We start from the raw sequence: 16793 nt of genomic DNA on the forward strand, positions 1-16793 counted from the left end.
TGCCGGAACGGCCGGAGGCGCCGCGCCCGCCACCCCGGGAGGCGGCGATGACAGGTGCGCGGACTCCGGGCCGTGCGGCGTGAGCCCGTCACGCACGATGTCGGAAATAATCGCGTATATGGATGAATCCTCGCGCTCCGACAGCCCCGGCAGGAGCGCCCTCTCGCGCCGGCTGATCCCGATGACGGGCCGCGACCCGGAGGAACCGGGCCGGGTCTCCTCCCCGTTGGAGCTCCTGTTCGACCTCACGTTCGTGGTCGCCGTGGGTACGGCCGCGTCCCACTTCGCCGAGATGGTCGCCGCGGGGCACGCCGGCCAGGCGGTCACCGCGTTCGTCCTCGCGATGTTCGCGATCAGCGTCGCCTGGATCAGCTTCAGCTGGTTCGCCTCGGCGTTCGGCACCGACGACTGGCTCTACCGCGCCCTGACGATGGTGCAGATGATGGGTGTCGTCGTCTTCTCGCTCGGCCTGCCCGCGATGTTCCACTCCGTCGAGGAGGGCGGACACCTCGAACTGCGGGTCATGGTGATCGGCTACGTCGTGATGCGGGTCGCCATGCTCCTCCAGTGGTGGCGCGCCGCCCGCGAGTCGCCCGACTTCCACGACGTCGGCATGGCCAACATCCGCTGGACCGCCGCCGTCCAGGTCGGCTGGACCGCGGTCGCCTTCACGCACCTGCCGCTGGCCGCCGTGTTCGCCGCCTTCGTCGTCCTCGGGGCGCTGGAACTGGCGCTGCCGGTGCTCGCCCAGGGAGGCGCGGGCGGCACACCGTGGCACCCCCACCACGTCGCCGAGCGCTACGGCCTGTTCGCCATCATCGTCCTCGGCGAGGGCGTGGTCGGGACCGTCGCCTCCTCCGGCGGACTGCTGGGCGGTGTGGACGGCACGCGGTGGAGCGGGAACGCGATCGCCGTCGTGGTCGCCGGCGTCGGGCTGACCTTCGGCATGTGGTGGGTCTACTTCACCACCCCCTTCGGCGACGTCCTCGCGCACCGCCGCAGCCGCGGCTACCTCTTCGGCTACGGGCACATCCCCCTCTTCGTCGGCATCGCCGGAGCCGGCGCGGGACTGCACGTGGCCGGACTCCGGCTGGAACACCACTCCCGCCTCGGCGACACCGCGGTGGTGCTGTCCCTGGCCCTCCCGGTCGGCCTCTACCTGCTCATGGTCTATCTGCTGCACACCCTGCTGATGTCCGCGGCGGACCGGTTCCACCTGCTCCTGATCTCCCTCACCGCCGCCGTGCTGCTCGTGGCCGTCCTCCTGGCCGCGGCCGGCGTCGCGGTCGCGGTCTGCCTCCTCCTCGTGATGCTGGCCCCCCTCGTCACCGTGATCGGCTACGAGACGGTCGGCCGCCGCCACCAGCAGCGGATGCTGCGGAACCTCGCCGCCGACGACCGCTGACGCCGTCCGGCGGCGCCCGGCTCCACCGCCGGTACCGCCGACGGGCCGCGCTTCCCCCTCTGCCATCCTGACCGGGTGCCGCCTCCTCCGCGAACGCCGCAGCCCGTCACCCCCGACCCGCCGCACCCGGCGATGAGCCCCCTGATGACACAGTCCTGGCTCGACCTGGCCTTCCTGCACTGGGCCGTCGACCCCGCGGTCGTGGCGCCCCTCCTGCCCGCCGGCACCGTGCCCGACACCCTCGACGGCGTCACCCACGTCGGACTCGTCGCCTTCCGGATGCACCGCGTCGGATGGCTCGGCCTCCCCGGCATCCCCTACCTGGGCACCTTCCCCGAGACCAACGTCCGGCTGTACTCACGGGACGCGCACGGCAGGCGCGGGGTCGTCTTCCGCTCCCTGGACGCCTCCAGGCTCATCCCCGTGGGCGTCGCCAGAGCCGGCTTCCGGCTGCCGTACGTGTGGTCCCGTATGGACATCCGGCGCGAGGGCGACACCCTCACCTACACCAGCCGACGGCGGCTGCCGGGGCCACGGGGCGCCCACAGCAGGATCGTGCTGCGCGCCGGCGCGCGCATCGACGCGCCCAGCGAACTCGAACACTTCCTCACCGTGCGCTGGGGCATGCACAGCATGTTCCGCGGGCGCCTGATGTACCTGCCGAACGCGCATCCCCGCTGGCCCCTGCACCGGGCCCGGCTCGTCGAATGCGACGAGGCCCTGGTGACGGCCGCCGGACTGCCCGCGCCCGTCGGCGAGCCGCTGAGCGTGCTCTACTCGCCCGGTGTGCGGGTACGCTTCGGCCGCCCGGCCCGCCCCTGACCGGGCCCTTCGTCCGGGGCGCGGCGGGCTTGTGTGCCCGGGGCGATGACCCCGGGGGCGACCCGATCCGGCCGCCGCGCACGGCTCGCCCGGCGTATGGCCAGGGTGTAAAAAGGGGGACATGGCCGGACGCTACGGCCGCCCGCGTTCGTTTCTCCGAATGAGAAGCCTCGCCGGTCAGGTCTTTCTCCTGCAAGTGGCGATCGTGGTGCTGCTGGTCGCTGCCGCCGCGACCGCACTCGTGCTGCAGTCCCACGCGGACAGCGAACGCGAAGCGCGCAACCGGTCGGTCGCTGTGGCCGAGGCCTTCGCGAACGGCCCCGGCATGGAAGCCGCCCTGAAGAGCCCCGACCCCGCCGCCGTGCTCCAGCCGAAGGCCGAGGCGGCACGGAAGGGGTCCGGCGTCGACTTCGTCGTCGTCCTCAGCCGCGACGCGGTCCGTTACACCCATCCGCTGCCCAACCGGATCGGCAAGATGTTCGTCGGCGAGGTGGGGCCCGCCCTGGCCGGCCACGTCGTGACGGAGAAGATCAACGGGACCATCGGCCCGCTGGTGCAGGCCGTCGTGCCCGTGTACGGGTCGAAGGGCCAGGTGGTGGGCCTGGTGTCGGCCGGGATCACCATCAAGAAGGTCAGCGGCGTCGCCGAGGCCGAGTTCCCCCTCCTGTTCGGCTCGGCCGCCGGGGTGCTGCTGCTCACCATGGGAGGCACGGCGCTTGTCACCAGACGCCTGAAGCGCCAGACCCACGGTCTCGGACCCACCGAGATGACCCGGATGTACGAGCACCACGACGCCGTTCTGCACGCCGTGCGGGAGGGCGTGGTGATCGTCGGCGGCGACCGGCGGCTCCTGCTCGCCAACGACGAGGCGCGAAGACTCCTCGGCCTCCCCCCGGACGTCGAGGGCACGCCCGTGTCCGAGCTCGGGCTCGCCCCGGCCGTCACCGGCCTCCTCGACTCGGGACGCATCGCGACCGACGAGGTGGTCGCCGTGGGCGACCGCCTGCTCGCGGTCAGCCAGCGGGCCACCGACAGGAACGGCGGGCCGCCCGGCAGCGTGACGACCCTGCGGGACACCACGGAGCTCCAGGCCCTCACGGGCAAGGCCGCCACGGCGCGCGGACGGCTGAAGCTCCTCTACGACGCCGGCACCGAGATCGGCACCGCCCTGGACGTCGTACGGACCTGCGAGGAGCTGGCCGACTTCGCCACGGCCCGATTCGCCGACTACGCCACCGTGGACCTGGCCGAGAGCGTGCTGCGCGGGGAGGAACCCACGGCCGCCCGCGCCACCACCGGCAACCTGCGCCGCTCGGCCTTCAGCGGCCCCCGCGACGACACGGGCCTCCACCCGCTGGGCTCGGTGGTCCGTTTCCAGCCGAGCACGGTCCTCGGCGCCGGGCTGCTCAGGGGCGAAGCCGTGCTCGACACCGACCTGAGCCGGCTCTCCGGCTGGCAGCAGCCGGACCCGGAGCGGGCCGGATACCTGGTGGAGTGCGGGTTCCACTCCCTGATCGCCGTCCCGGTGCGGGCCAGGGGCGTGGTCCTCGGCGTGGCCATGTTCTGGCGGGCGCAGCGGCCCGAGCCGTTCGAGGAGGAGGACCTGTCCGTCGCGGAGGAACTCGTCGCACGGGCCGCGGTGAGCATCGACAACGCCCGCCGCTACTCGCGCGAGCACAACGTGGCGGTCACCCTGCAACGGAGCCTGCTGCCGCAGGGGCTCCCCGACCAGAGCGCCATCGACGCCGCCTACCGCTATCTCCCCGCCCAGGCCGGGCTCGGCGGCCTGGGCGGTGTCGGCGGCGACTGGTTCGACATCATCCCGCTGCCCGGCGCCCGGGTCGCCCTCGTGGTCGGCGACGTGGTCGGACACGGGCTCCACGCCGCCGCCACGATGGGGCGCCTGCGCACGGCGGTCCACAACTTCTCCACCCTGGACCTGCCGCCCGACGAACTGCTCTGGCACCTGGACGAACTGGTGGCCCGGATCGACCTGGACGAGGCGTCCAACGGATCCGACGGAGGAGGCGTCACCGGGGCCACCTGCCTCTACGCGATCTACGACCCGGCCTCCGGCCGCTGCACGATGGCGCGCGCGGGACACCTCCAGCCGGTGATCGTCAGCCCCGAGGGCGAGGCGGCCTTCGCCGACGTGCCCGGGGGCCCGCCCCTGGGGCTCGGCGGCATGCCCTTCGAGACCCTCGACGTACAGCTTCCGCCGAACAGCAGGCTGGTGCTCTACACGGACGGGCTCGTCGAGGACCGGCGCCGCGACATCGACGAAGGGCTGGACCTGCTGCGGGAGACCCTGTCGGGCCACCCCGACCGGACACCGGAGGAGACCTGCGAGGCCGTCCTCCGCGTCCTGGTGACCGAGAAGGCGCGGGACGACATCGCGCTGCTCGTCGGCCGCACCCGCCGGCTCGCCGCCGAGAACGTGGCCGACTGGGACGTCCCCTCCGACCCCTCGGCCGTCGCCCGGGTCCGCTCGGAGGTGTCCCGCAAGCTGAGCGAGTGGGACCTGGTCGAGGAGGCCTTCACGACCGAACTCATCCTCAGCGAACTGGTCACCAACTCCATCCGCTACGCCAGCGGTCCCATCCGCGTACGGCTGATCCGTGACAGGACGCTGATCTGCGAGGTGTCCGACCGCAGCAGCACCTCGCCCCACCTGCGCCAGGCGGCCAGCATGGACGAGGGGGGCCGCGGGCTCTTCCTCGTCGCCCAGATGGCCGAACGCTGGGGCACCCGCTACACCGACGACGGCGGCAAGGTCATCTGGACCGAGCAGGTACTCCAGCCAGGGGTGGACCGGCAGGTATGAGGGCGGCCCCTCGTGTCACGCCCCCGGCCGCGCCGGCTCGCGGCGGCAGTCCAGGAAGAGGTGGGGTTCGGGCACGGCTCCCGGGTGGGACGGGCTGAAGACCGTCTCGTCCTCGCCCACCACCCCGAGACCGGCACCCGTGACCAGGTCCCTGAACGCCTCCGGGCCGAAGCTCGTCACACGTACCTCCTGGCCCATGAAGAGCGAGCTCACGCCCTCCACGTCCAGTGGCACGGTCGCCAGGACCAGATGCCCGCCCGGCTTCAGCGCGCCGGCCAGGCGGTGCACGAGGGAACGCTGTTCGCCGCGCGGCATCTGAAGGAGCGAGAAGTAGACGCAGACCGCGTCGAAGCTCTCCTCCTCCAGGGGGACCTCGCGGATGTCGGCGCAGCGGAAGGACGCCTCGGGGACACTGCGGGAGGCCAGGTCCACCATGACGGGCGAGACGTCGACACCCAGCACCTCGTGCCCGGCGGTGGCCAGGGTGAGCGCCGTCGGCCTGCCCGTCCCGCAGCCGACGTCCAGAACCCTGCTGTGCGGGGTCAGCCGCTCCAGCAGCCTGTTCAGCGAGGCGCGGTGCGCGGGGGAGCCGGCGAAGGCCCGCTCGTAGTCGGCGCCGATGGCGTCGAACGCCTGGGCTGCCGGGTGCTGGTGGCCGTCGGCCATGGGGACGATCCCTTCCGGACGGGTGGGACGGGGCGGTCCGTCCCGGTACTGTCGCCGCCGCCCCCCGGTGGCGGCCGGAGTGCGGGCGGACGACCACCAGGAGCCCCCCGGCCGGGCCCGGAACGGACCTGGCCCTCGGAGGCGAGCCGCTCCGCCCGGGCAGTCTGCCACAGCGACTGCGCGAAAAACGTGAGCGGTTGACGCGGTGCGGGGTGAAAGGGCGCGGCCCCCGGGACGGATCCCCGGGGGCCGCGCACGGGAGGACGGGATCAGGGGGCGTCGACCAGGTCGTGCTTGGGCACCTTCACCGTGCGGGCGCCGGGCTTGCCGCCCAGGACCACCTTCCGCAGGGCGCTGTTGTTGCTGAGGTCGGTCTCCTTGAGCCGGTTCTCCGGGTTGGCCAGCACCTGGATGTAGTACGTGCCGTTCGGGAGCCCGGTGATGTCGAAGGACTGGCCGGGAAGATCCTGGGTGTAGGTGTCACCGGACCCCACGTCGAGGACCTCACGCACGGAGATGGAGTTCTCCTGGCCGCAGGCCGTGGACAGGTCGGTGTTGTCCGGGTGCCAGTTGGCGTTCTTCACCGTGTAGTCGACCGCGTCGGTGTTGGCCAGGCAGAAGGCCTCCTTGCCGCTGCGCACGGTCTCCTTCTTGTCGGCCTTCAGCAGGCGGTAGCTCGCGAAGTCGGTGAAGTGCCAGTGTTCGTGGCCCGGGCGGGGGTCCCACTCCATGGTGCCGGTCGGGGTGTAGCCGACCTGCTTGCCCGAGGCGTCGTAGAAGTACTGGTAGGCGTCCATCAGTTCGTTGCCGGGCTTGCGGAAGCCGTCCACGACCAGCTGGGCGGGGCCGGCGTTCCACACGTTGGCGCTGAAGGCCAGGTAGTCCTTGCCGGGCGCGCTCGGGTCGGGCTCACTGATGGTGATGCCGTACGCGGGCAGGGAGCGCAGGTCGGGCTTGGGTACGTCCGGCACCGTCGCCCTGCCCGTCGGGCGCTGGGCGTTCGGCGCTGCCGCCGGCGCCTGCCGGGAGCCGTCCGTCATCCCCTGACCGTCGGCCGGGGCGGACCGCAGGCCCTGGCGCGCCGCGGCCCAGGGCAGGGCGGCGGGTGCGGGCGGGTAGGGACCGTGGCCCACGTTGTAGGAGGTCCCGGCGCCGTTGGTCGCGGACACCGGAGCGGGCGGCCGGGCCGCGGTGTGGCCGGCGTGGCCCTCGCGCCCCGCTCCGTGACCGGCGTGCCCGGACGCGGGGCGGGCGCTCCGTACGAGGGCGGAGTCGTCCTCCTCGTAACTGCGCTCGCGCACCGTCAGGCTGACGGTCTGCGGCGCGTCGGCGATGCCGAAGACGTCCCGGTAGCGCTTGGTGACGGACACCTGGGCGGTGTACTTCCCGGCCGGCAGGACGACCGGGTCCGAGTAGTAGCCGGCGTAGGTGTTGGCGGCCCAGCCGTTCTCGACACCCCAGACGGAGCCCAGCGTGAAGGGGTTGGTGGGGCAGCTCTCGGGATACTTCGAGGTGGCCGGGGCGTCGGGCCTGATCCTGCCCGACGCGTTGTTCGGGCAGAACGACTCCGTCCGGCTCGACACCGTTCTGCCCGCGGTGTCGCGGACGGTGACCTGGATGAAGCCGGGCAGCCCGGAGAAGTCCTTCACCAGTCCCTCGGGCAGGACCTTGGTGCGGGTCTTCCCGCCCTCGCGGATCACCTGGGTGGCGACGACCGGGTCCTTGTAACTCTTGCGGGTCACGCGCAGTTCGAGCGGCGCCCCGGCGGCCGTGAGGTAGGTCCCGAGGTCCAGATAGACACCCGGGTCCTCCTTCCACGAGTCGAGCGTCACGGACTTCGACGCGGCGACCAGGCCGAGCTGCGGGACGGGGGACTTCTGCGCCGTGTCGGGCGTGGCGGCGGCGACGCCGGCCGTCACGGCGATCGCCGCGGCGGCTGCGACGGCCGGACGCCACAGCCGGTTGCGGGGGGTTCTGATGCTCATCGTTCTCCGATGTCCGAGTGCCCGGTTGGGCGGTGGAGTCGCTTTGCCTGTCAGAGACGACAACCGCGGGCGCGGGTTGTCCCGCGGTCCGGGAGACAGAGATTGTTGGCTGAAATCAGGCTTTGAGATGCACAATCGGACATTTCTCCGTCGTTTCCCTCCCGTTCCCGGCGAGGCCGTGTTACAAGCCCCCGCCCGGCCCCGGGTGACCGCCGACGGGCGTGAAACGGGCGCCGTGACGACCGAAGCAGGCACCGCCCCGCCGTTTCGCGGCCCCTTCCCCGGGCACGACCAGCGGGGAGGCGTGACGTGAAACGGGCATGAACGGGCACAGCCCGAGGCGCGAAGAAGCTGGTCGTAGTGCCGTTTCTGCTTGTACAAACAATGCGTGGGCCCGAACGGACGCCGGGCCCGCACAGGATCCGCACTAGTGCAGGGATGTGTCGTGGGCACCGAGGAACGCCGGCGGGGAATTCTCGAGACGGCCCGACGGGACGGCTCGGTCGACGTGAACCTGCTGGCCGAGCGGTTCGAGGTGGCCAAGGAGACCATCAGGCGCGATCTGCACACCCTGGAGGAGCACGGTCTCGTGCGGCGCACGCACGGAGGTGCCTACCCGGTCGAGAGCGCCGGGTTCGAGACCACCCTGGCGATGCGCACCACGCACCACGTGCCGCAGAAGGCGCGGATCGCGACGGCCGCCGCCGAACTGCTCGGTGACGCCGAGACGGTCTTCGTCGACGAGGGCTTCACCCCGCAGCTCATCGCCGAGGCCCTTCCCCGCGACCGGCCGCTGACCGTGGTGACGGCCTCCCTGGCCGTCGCGACCGTCCTCGCGGACGCGGAGAAGACCGCCGTGCTCCTGCTCGGCGGGCGCCTGCGCGGCAGCACCATGGCGACCGTCGACCACTGGGCCACCCGTATGCTCGCCGACTTCGTCATCGACCTGGCCTACGTCGGCGCGAACGGCATCTCCCGGCAGTACGGGCTGACCACCCCGGACCCGGCGGTCGGCGAGGTCAAGGCGCAGGCCATGCGGAGCGCCCGACGCCGTGTGTTCGCCGGGGTCCACTCGAAGTTCGGAGCGGTGAGCTTCTGCCGCTTCGCTGGGGTCGGTGACTTCGAGGCCGTCGTCACCGACACCGGACTGCCCTCGGCCGAGGCCCAGCGCTACTCACTGCTCGGCCCGAACGTGATCCGCGTCTGACGCGGCGACCGGCCCGGCCCCGCAGCCCCCACCCTCTCGTCCCCGTCCCCGCCGCAAGGCCGGAGGCCGGCCTCGCCGTGCCCGAACGGCCAGGAGGACCGCAAGCCACGGGCACCGACCCACGAGCCGCTACGACCGATCAGGAGACCTTATGCCCCACCAGCAACGACGCCGTGGGACCCGCGTGCGTGCGGTCGCGGGCACAGCAGCCATGGCCCTTCTCACCGCCGGGTGCGCCGGAGCGGGCGGCACCGCGTTCGGAGGAGGTGACGCGCTCAACGTCCTCATGGTGAACAACCCGCAGATGGTCGAGCTGCAGAAGCTCACCGCCGAGCACTTCACCAAGGAGACCGGCATCAAGGTGCACTTCACCGTGCTCCCGGAGAACGACGTCCGCGACAAGATCAGCCAGGACTTCTCCAACCAGGCCGGCCAGTACGACGTCGGCACCATCAGCAACTTCGAGGTGCCCTTCTTCGCGAAGAACGACTGGCTGCACCCGCTGGACACCTACGCCGCGGAGGACCCCGACTTCGACCAGGACGACATCCTGGCCCCGCTGACGGAGTCGCTCACCGCCGAGGGCCGGCTCTACGCCGAACCCTTCTACGGGGAGTCGTCCTTCCTCATGTACCGCAAGGACGTCTTCGAGGCGAAGGGGCTGACGATGCCCCCGCACCCCACCTGGAAGGAGGTGGCCGGCCTCGCCGCGGAGGCGGACGGCGCCGAGCCGGGCATGAAGGGCATCTGCCTGCGCGGGCTCCCCGGCTGGGGCGAGCTGATGGCCCCGCTCACCACCGTCGTCAACACCATGGGCGGCACCTGGTTCACCGAGGACTGGGAACCCCGGCTCACCTCACCGGAGTTCAAGGAGGCCACCCGCTTCTACGTCGACCTCGTGCGCAAGCACGGGGAGCGCGGGGCCTCCCAGTCCGGGTACGCCGAATGCCTCAACAACATGACCCAGGGCAAGACCTCCATGTGGTACGACGCCACGGCGGGCGCCGGCTCGCTGGAGGCCGCCGGCTCCCCGGTGAAGGGCAAGATCGGCTACGTGCCGGCACCCGTGGAGAAGACCAAGAGCTCGGGCTGGCTGTACACCTGGGCCTGGGGCATCCAGAAGGCCTCCAAGAAGTCGGACGACGCCTGGAAGTTCGTCTCCTGGGCGTCCGGCAAGGAGTACGAGTCCCTCGTCGGCGAGACCAGCGGCTGGTCCAACGCCCCCGCCGGCAAACGGGCCTCCACCTACGAGAACCCCGAATACCGCAAGGCGGCAGGCGCCTTCGCGGACGTCACCGAGCAGGCCATCTCCGCGGCCGACCCGAAGAACCCGGGCACCCAGCCGCGCCCCGTGCCCGGGATCCAGTTCGTCGGCATCCCCGAGTTCACCGATCTCGGCACCCGGGTCGCCCAGGAGATCAGCGCCGCCATCGCCGGCCGGCAGTCCGTCGACAAGGCCCTGGCCACTTCCCAGAAGCTGGCCGAACAGGTCGCCAAGGAGTACCGATGACCACAGCAGTCGACACCGCACCCCAGTCACCACCCCAGCCGCCCCGGGCCCCGGCGCGCAGGACGGACCGGGCCCGGGCCTGGGCGACCAGGGCCCCGCTCCTGCCCGCCCTCGTCTTCCTGATCGTGGTCACCCAGCTGCCGTTCGTGGCGACCCTGGTGATCTCGCTCTTCGACTGGAACTCCCTCAGCCCCGACAAACGCGCCTTCAACGGGCTCGGCAACTACGCCTCGGTCTTCACCGACGCCGCGCTCCGCGACTCGGTCGTCACCACGATCATGCTGACCGTGGGCGTCGTCCTCGCCACCGTGGTCATCGGGCTGGCCCTCGCGCTGCTCCTGGACCGCACCTTCTTCGGCCGGGGCATGGTCCGCACCCTGCTCATCACGCCGTTCCTGATCGTGCCCGTCTCGGCCGCCCTCCTGTGGAAGCACGCGCTCTACAACCCGGAGTACGGCCTCCTCAACGGCACCCTCAGCTGGATAGGCGACCTCTTCGGCGACACGAGCCCCAGCCAGCCGGACTGGATCGCGGACATGCCGCTGCTCGCCGTGATCGCCGCACTGGTCTGGCAGTGGACGCCGTTCATGATGCTGATCCTGCTCGCGGGCCTCCAGAGCCGGCCCGCCGAGGTCGTCGAGGCCGCCCGCCTCGACGGGGCGAGCGCCTGGCAGACGTTCCGCTACCTGACCCTGCCGCACCTGCGCAGGTACCTCGAACTCGGCGTCCTGCTCGGCGCCGTCTACATCGTCCAGAACTTCGACGCGGTCTTCACGATCACCGCGGGCGGACTCGACACGGCGAACCTTCCGTACACGATCTACCAGACCTTCTACCAGGCCCACGAATACGGACTGGCGTCCGCCGCGGGAGTCGTCGTGGTGATCGGCACGATCATCATCGCCACCTTCGCGCTCCGGACCGTCTCGTCCCTCTTCAGTGAGGAGGCGAACCGCGCATGACCACCTCCACCGTCCCCGCGCCCGCCCCGTCCGCCCGCAGTGTCCGTCGCAGGGCCGGACGCCGCTCCGCCGTGCTCGGCCTGCTGGCCTGGGCGGCGGGACTCGCCTTCTGCCTGCCCGCGCTGTGGATGCTGCTGACCTCGCTGCACGCCGAGTCCGACGCCGCGACCAACCCGCCCTCCCTGTTCGCGCCGCTCACCCTCGACGGCTACCGGGCCTTCTTCGGCGCCGACACCGGCGTCACCCCCTGGCCGCCGCTGCTCAACTCCCTGGGCGCCTCGTTCTTCTCCACCGTCCTGGTGCTGCTGCTGGCGCTCCCCGCGGCGTACGCCCTCTCCATCCGGCGTGTGCGCAAGTGGACGGACGTGATGTTCTTCTTCCTCTCCACGAAGATGCTGCCCGTCGTCGCCGGGCTCCTCCCGGTCTACCTGTTCGCCAAGAACGCCGGGCTGCTGGACAACATCTGGCTCCTGGTCCTGCTCTACACCTCGATGAACCTGCCGATCGCGGTATGGATGATGCAGTCCTTCCTCGCGGACGTGCCGGTCTCCGTCATCGAGGCCGCCCAGGTGGACGGCGCGCGGCTGCCGACCGTCCTGGCCAGGGTGGTCGCTCCGATGGCCGCGCCGGGCATCGCGGCCACCGCCCTGATCTGTTTCATCTTCAGCTGGAACGAACTGCTCTTCGCGCGGGTGCTCACCGGCGTCGTCGCCCAGACCGCACCCGTCTTCCTCACCGGATTCGTCACCAGCCAGGGCCTCTTCCTGGCCCAGCTGTGTGCCGCGTCCGTCGTCGTGTCCCTGCCGGTGCTCGCCGCCGGCTACGCCGCCCAGGACAAACTCGTCCAGGGCCTGTCTCTTGGAGCAGTGAAATAATGCGGGCAGCGATCGTCGAAGCCCCCGGCAAGGTCTCCGTCACCACCGTCCCCGACCCCACACCCGGCCCCCGCGACGTCGTCGTGTCCGTCGCCTCGTGCGGACTGTGCGGCACCGATCTGCACATCCTGCAGGGCGAGTTCGCGCCGACCCTGCCCCTCGTACCCGGCCACGAGTTCGCCGGTGAGATCGTGGGCGTGGGACGGGACGTCACGGAGCTGGCCGTCGGCGACCGGGTCGCCGTCGACCCCTCCCTGCACTGCCACGAGTGCCGCTACTGCCGCAGCGGGCGCGGCAACCTCTGCGAACGCTGGGCCGCCATCGGTGTCACCGTCTCCGGCGGCGCCGCCGAGTACGCCGTGGCGCCCGTCGCCAACTGCGTCCGGCTGCCCGAGCACATCGACGTGAAGGACGCCGCCCTGATCGAACCGCTGTCCTGCGCGGTCCGGGGGTACGACGTACTGAGCAGCACGCTCGGGGCCGAGGTGCTGATCTACGGCTCCGGGACCATGGGCCTGATGATGCTGGAGCTCGCCAAGCGCACCGGGGCGGCGGGTGTGGACATCCTGGACGTCAACCCCGAGCGCCTGGCCACGGCCGGGCTGCTCGGCTGCTCCCGGTCGGCGGCCGGGGCCGACGAACTGGACCGCCCCGGCGGCTGGGACGTCGTCATCGACGCGACGGGCAACGCGGCCGCGATCCAGGACGGCCTGGGACGCGTCGCCAAGGGAGGGACCTTCCTCCAGTTCGGGGTCGCCGACTACGCGACGACGGCGGTCATCGAGCCCTACCGCATCTACAACCAGGAGATCACCATCACCGGTTCGATGGCGGTCCTGCACAGCTACGAACGCGCCGCCGCGCTCTTCGCGACCGGGGTCCTCGACCCCTCGGTCTTCATCAGCGACCGGCTGCCGCTCGACCAGTACCCGCAGGCCATCGACCGGTTCAAGGCGGGCGTCGGCCGCAAGATCGTGGTCGAGCCGTGACGGGAGGTCCCGGCGCGGTCCTCGTGGTCGGTGAGGCCCTCGTCGACCTCGTCCCGGTGGCGGGGGACGGCGGGGTACGGGCCGCCCAGTTCGGCGGGGCCCCGGCCAACGTCGCCGTCGGACTGGCCAGGCTCGGCACCCAGGTCTCCTTCGCCGGGGGCCTGGGCGGCGACGGCTTCGCGGACATGATCGAGGACCGGCTGGCGGCCGCCGGGGCCGACCTCACACTGTGCGAACGCTCCGGCCTGCCCACCGCGCTGGCCGTCGCCGAACCGGGTGCGGGGGGAACGGGGTACCACTTCCACCTCCAGGACACGGCGACGTTCAGGCTGCCGGACGTGTCCGCCAGGACCGCCGGGTACGGCGCCGTGTACGTGGGCGGCCTCGCGGCCGTCGTGGCACCCGCGGCGGCGGCCGTACGGGCGGCCGCTCTGGCGGCGGCCGAACACTCGCTCCTCGTCGTCGACCCCAACGTGCGCCGGGACCGCACCCTGGGCGCCGACCACGGCGCGGCGGCGCTGCGGGAACTGTGCGGCCTCGCGCACGTCGTGAAGGCCAGCGACGAGGACCTCCAGCGGCTGTGGCCCGGGACCGATCCGGAGGAGACCTGCCGGAGACTGGCGGCCGGGGGACGGCTGGTCGTCCTCACCCGGGGAGCCGAGGGCAGCACGGCGTACACCGCGACCGCGCCGCCCGTGTCCGTCGCGGCCGCACCGGTCGAGGTCGTCAACACGATCGGCGCGGGAGACGCGTTCGCCGCGGGCCTGCTGAGCCGGATGGGCGCCCGCGGCTCCTTCACGGCGACACCGGAGCCGGAGGAACTGAGGGACCTGCTGTCCGCCGCCTCCCGGGCGGCCGCCTCGGTGTGCGCCCAGGCCGGCACCGAGCCCTCCGTCCCCGCCGGCACCTGAGGGACCGCGCCGGAGCGGAGGACGCGCACCCGCGCACGGGTGCGCGTCCCGGCCGTCGGGGGCCCGGAGCCCTGAGACCTCCGGACCCCCGACGGCCGGTCGCCGGTCCTTCCCCGGGGCGGCGGCCGGAGCCGTCCCGCTGATCTCCGCAGGCCGCGGGCGGCCGGAGTGTCCGTCATACGGACCGTCCCCGGCACGGACTGCGCCCCCGGCGCGCGGGTGAGGCATCCTCTGCTGGTCGGGCAGAACGGGCCCGTGGCGCTGGGTCGATCCTCCGCCGCGGTCTGTTACGGAGAAGGATGCGGAACCAGATGGCAGAGAACTCGGACCTTTTGGCCTTCGTGCGCGCACGCCTCGCCGAGGAGGAGGGCATCGCGCGGGAGGCGGGCGGCGACGGCTGGCGGACCCCGGCCGAGGCACCCGGTGAGGTGCACGACCGCACGAGCGGTATCGCCTTCGTCGTACGGTCGCGCGGGTACGACCGGCACATCGCCTTCCAGGACCCCGCGCGCACCCTGCGCCGGATCGAGACCAACCGGGTCCTGCTGGACGAGTACGAGGAGATCGCGGCCCTGGACACCGACCGGCCCGCCCAGGACTTCCCCTCCGGCCGCGCCGTGGGGCTGGGGTTCGTCGTCCGGCAGATGGCCGCCGAACACGCCGGGCACCCCGACTACCGGGTCAAGTGGCTGCCCCGGTTCTCCCACTGGGGGCCGTCCTCCCAGGACTGAGGACCGAGGACCAAGGACCGAGGACCGAGGACTGAGGACCGAGGGCCGCGCGTCGGGATGAGTACGGGGGAGTGGCGGGACTGAGTACCTGACCCGATCCCGCCTGCCGCTCCCGCCGGTCGAATGGGAGGCATGCTCCCCGACGCGCGGACGCGCCTCCGCATCCGGAACCTGGCCGGCGCGGGCACGACGCTGGCCGTGACCCTGCTCCCGCTGGCCGTGGGGGTCCTGCTGGCCAGGACGACGGCACTGGATCCGATGACGCCCGTGAACGCGCTGGTCACCAGCGGCGGCCAGCGCGCCCGCCTCGCCCCGTCGCGCTGGATGCTCAAGGCCCGAACGCACGAACTCCTTTCCCGCCGGTAATGAAACCTTTGTCCAGGTAAGCGCTGTCGCTTCTGTTACACGGATCCGCGCGGTCCGGGCGGGTCGTCCGGGAGGGCGGGGCCCCGGCGGACGCGATGCGGTGGCCGGGTGGACGGCCCGCCGGAAGGGTCGGTGCAGAGGTCAGCGGTTGACAGGTCTGCGGCGGCCGAAATCCGTGCCGAATGCAGTCGTGTGTGACAGAAATGTCCGCGTTTCGTCACATGGATCAGGGTGTCTTCCGGCCATGCGGGAGGCGGGACACAGTGTGCGTTCCCGGCGCGACGCCGGGGTCGGAGAACGCCCGGGAATCCATTCCGGGCCCGCACGATGAGGGGTTTCCATGTCCCGTTCCGCACGACGGATCACCGCCGCCGTCCTCGCCTCAGGCGCCCTGCTCGCCGCAGCGGCCCTCCCGGCCACGGCCGACGGCCGGGACCACGGTCACAACCGGCCGGCACCGCGCCCGGCGGTCGTCCTGGGCGAGATCCAGCACGACAGCCCCGGTCGCGACGACGGCTCCAACCGCAGCCTGAACGCCGAGTGGGTCACCGTCACCAACACCGGCCGCCGGGGCGTCGACCTCCGCGGCTGGACGCTCAGCGACGAGAGCCGCCGCACCTACACCTTCGACCTGCGGCTGCCCGGCCGCTCCTCCGTCCGCGTCCACACGGGTTCCGGCCGTGACACGCGGCACGACGTCTACCAGGGCCGTCGTGGGTACGTGTGGGACAGCAGGGACACCGCCACGCTCCGCGACGGCCGCGGGCGCCTGGTCGACTCCACCTCCTGGGGCCGGCACCGCGACGGCGGCCCCCGCGACGGAGGACGGCGCGACGGAGGGCACCGCGGCAACCGCTGAGCGGCACGGACGCGGGGGAGGCGGCGCTCCCCCCGAAGGAGACGGCGCACCGCGGCTCACCCCCGTGGTGCGCCGTCCCGCGTGCCGCCCACGGCCGCCGGGGGGCGGGGTCCGTGCACCGGGAGGCCGGGGGTGATGTCAGGATGGACCCATGACCATCAAGGCGTATTTCGACATCACCATCGACGAGCAGCCCGCTGGGCGGATCGTGTTCAACCTTTTCGACGACGTAGCCCCCAAGACCGCCGAGAACTTCCGTGCGCTCGCCACCGGCGAGCACGGCTACGGCTACGCCGGTTCGCCGTTCCACCGCGTCATCCCGGGCTTCATGCTCCAGGGCGGTGACTTCACCCGGGGCAACGGCACCGGTGGCAAGAGCATCTACGGCGAGAAGTTCGCCGACGAGAACTTCACCCTGAAGCACGACAAGCCGGGGCTGCTCTCGATGGCCAACGCCGGCCCGAACACCAACGGTTCGCAGTTCTTCATCACCACCGTCCTCACCCCGTGGCTGGACGGCAAGCACGTGGTGTTCGGCGAGGTCGCCGACGACGACAGCATGGCGCTCGTCCGCAAGATCGAGACCTACGGCTCGCAGAGCGGCAGCACCAAGGCCGCCATCGCCGTCTCCGGTTCCGGCGTCCTCTGACGCACGCGACGGGGCTCCCTGCCGGTTTCCGC

Annotated in this window: 15 protein-coding genes; 13 read left to right on the forward strand and 2 right to left on the reverse strand. The window is 72.0% G+C overall.

Annotated features, from left to right (window positions below; genetic code table 11):
• Positions 1-118: 118 nt before the first annotated feature.
• The 3 genes from ACFVS9_RS15890 (at position 119) to ACFVS9_RS15900 (ending at position 5051) form a co-directional block, all read left to right on the forward strand.
• A complete protein-coding gene (locus tag ACFVS9_RS15890; protein WP_389932662.1) occupies positions 119-1405 on the forward strand; it encodes a low temperature requirement protein A in 1287 nt (428 codons plus the stop codon).
• A 75-nt stretch (positions 1406-1480) separates the two neighbouring features.
• Entirely contained in the window at positions 1481-2227 is a 747-nt protein-coding gene (locus ACFVS9_RS15895) for a YqjF family protein (RefSeq protein ID WP_389932665.1), read from the forward strand.
• Between the two features lie 121 nt (positions 2228-2348).
• Positions 2349-5051, forward strand: coding sequence for a SpoIIE family protein phosphatase (locus ACFVS9_RS15900; RefSeq protein WP_389932668.1), 2703 nt, complete (start codon positions 2349-2351; stop codon positions 5049-5051).
• A 15-nt stretch (positions 5052-5066) separates the two neighbouring features.
• Here ACFVS9_RS15900 and ACFVS9_RS15905 read toward each other — a convergent pair whose 3' ends face one another.
• Both ACFVS9_RS15905 and ACFVS9_RS15910 read right to left on the reverse strand, forming a co-directional pair.
• Positions 5067-5717 carry a class I SAM-dependent methyltransferase gene (locus ACFVS9_RS15905; RefSeq protein WP_383117453.1) on the reverse strand — a complete coding sequence of 217 codons (651 nt, stop codon included), beginning with the start codon at positions 5715-5717 and terminating at the stop codon, positions 5067-5069.
• 269 nt (positions 5718-5986) lie between these two features.
• Positions 5987-7702, reverse strand: coding sequence for a lysyl oxidase family protein (locus ACFVS9_RS15910; protein ID WP_389932672.1), 1716 nt, complete (start codon positions 7700-7702; stop codon positions 5987-5989).
• Positions 7703-8147: 445 nt separating this feature from the next.
• Between ACFVS9_RS15910 and ACFVS9_RS15915 the strand changes: the two genes are divergently transcribed.
• The 10 genes from ACFVS9_RS15915 (at position 8148) to ACFVS9_RS15960 (ending at position 16761) form a co-directional block, all read left to right on the forward strand.
• Complete coding sequence (locus ACFVS9_RS15915; protein ID WP_383117451.1) at positions 8148-8909, forward strand: DeoR/GlpR family DNA-binding transcription regulator; 762 nt, start codon at positions 8148-8150, stop codon at positions 8907-8909.
• A gap of 151 nt (positions 8910-9060) precedes the next feature.
• Positions 9061-10419, forward strand: coding sequence for an ABC transporter substrate-binding protein (locus tag ACFVS9_RS15920; protein WP_383117450.1), 1359 nt, complete (start codon positions 9061-9063; stop codon positions 10417-10419).
• Complete coding sequence (locus ACFVS9_RS15925) at positions 10416-11381, forward strand: carbohydrate ABC transporter permease (protein WP_383117449.1); 966 nt, start codon at positions 10416-10418, stop codon at positions 11379-11381. Before ACFVS9_RS15920 ends, ACFVS9_RS15925 begins: the two co-directional genes overlap by 4 nt.
• A complete protein-coding gene (locus ACFVS9_RS15930; protein WP_383117448.1) occupies positions 11378-12256 on the forward strand; it encodes a carbohydrate ABC transporter permease in 879 nt (292 codons plus the stop codon). Before ACFVS9_RS15925 ends, ACFVS9_RS15930 begins: the two co-directional genes overlap by 4 nt.
• Complete coding sequence (locus ACFVS9_RS15935; protein WP_383117447.1) at positions 12256-13245, forward strand: zinc-dependent alcohol dehydrogenase family protein; 990 nt, start codon at positions 12256-12258, stop codon at positions 13243-13245. Before ACFVS9_RS15930 ends, ACFVS9_RS15935 begins: the two co-directional genes overlap by 1 nt.
• A complete protein-coding gene (locus ACFVS9_RS15940) occupies positions 13242-14156 on the forward strand; it encodes a carbohydrate kinase family protein (protein WP_383117446.1) in 915 nt (304 codons plus the stop codon). Before ACFVS9_RS15935 ends, ACFVS9_RS15940 begins: the two co-directional genes overlap by 4 nt.
• Positions 14157-14467: 311 nt before the next feature.
• Positions 14468-14887: a DUF6221 family protein gene (locus ACFVS9_RS15945; protein WP_383112961.1), complete on the forward strand. Its 420-nt coding sequence runs from the start codon at positions 14468-14470 to the stop codon at positions 14885-14887.
• Between the two features lie 132 nt (positions 14888-15019).
• Positions 15020-15253 (forward strand): hypothetical protein, encoded by a 234-nt coding sequence (locus ACFVS9_RS15950; protein ID WP_383112962.1) that lies wholly within the window; start codon positions 15020-15022, stop codon positions 15251-15253.
• A gap of 340 nt (positions 15254-15593) precedes the next feature.
• Positions 15594-16112 carry a lamin tail domain-containing protein gene (locus tag ACFVS9_RS15955; protein WP_383112963.1) on the forward strand — a complete coding sequence of 173 codons (519 nt, stop codon included), beginning with the start codon at positions 15594-15596 and terminating at the stop codon, positions 16110-16112.
• Between the two features lie 151 nt (positions 16113-16263).
• Entirely contained in the window at positions 16264-16761 is a 498-nt protein-coding gene (locus ACFVS9_RS15960) for a peptidylprolyl isomerase (RefSeq protein ID WP_383112964.1), read from the forward strand.
• The last annotated feature ends 32 nt before the right edge of the window (positions 16762-16793 follow it).

Origin of the sequence: Streptomyces sp. NPDC058008 (assembly GCF_042886395.1) — a bacterium.
GTDB lineage: Bacteria > Actinomycetota > Actinomycetes > Streptomycetales > Streptomycetaceae > Streptomyces.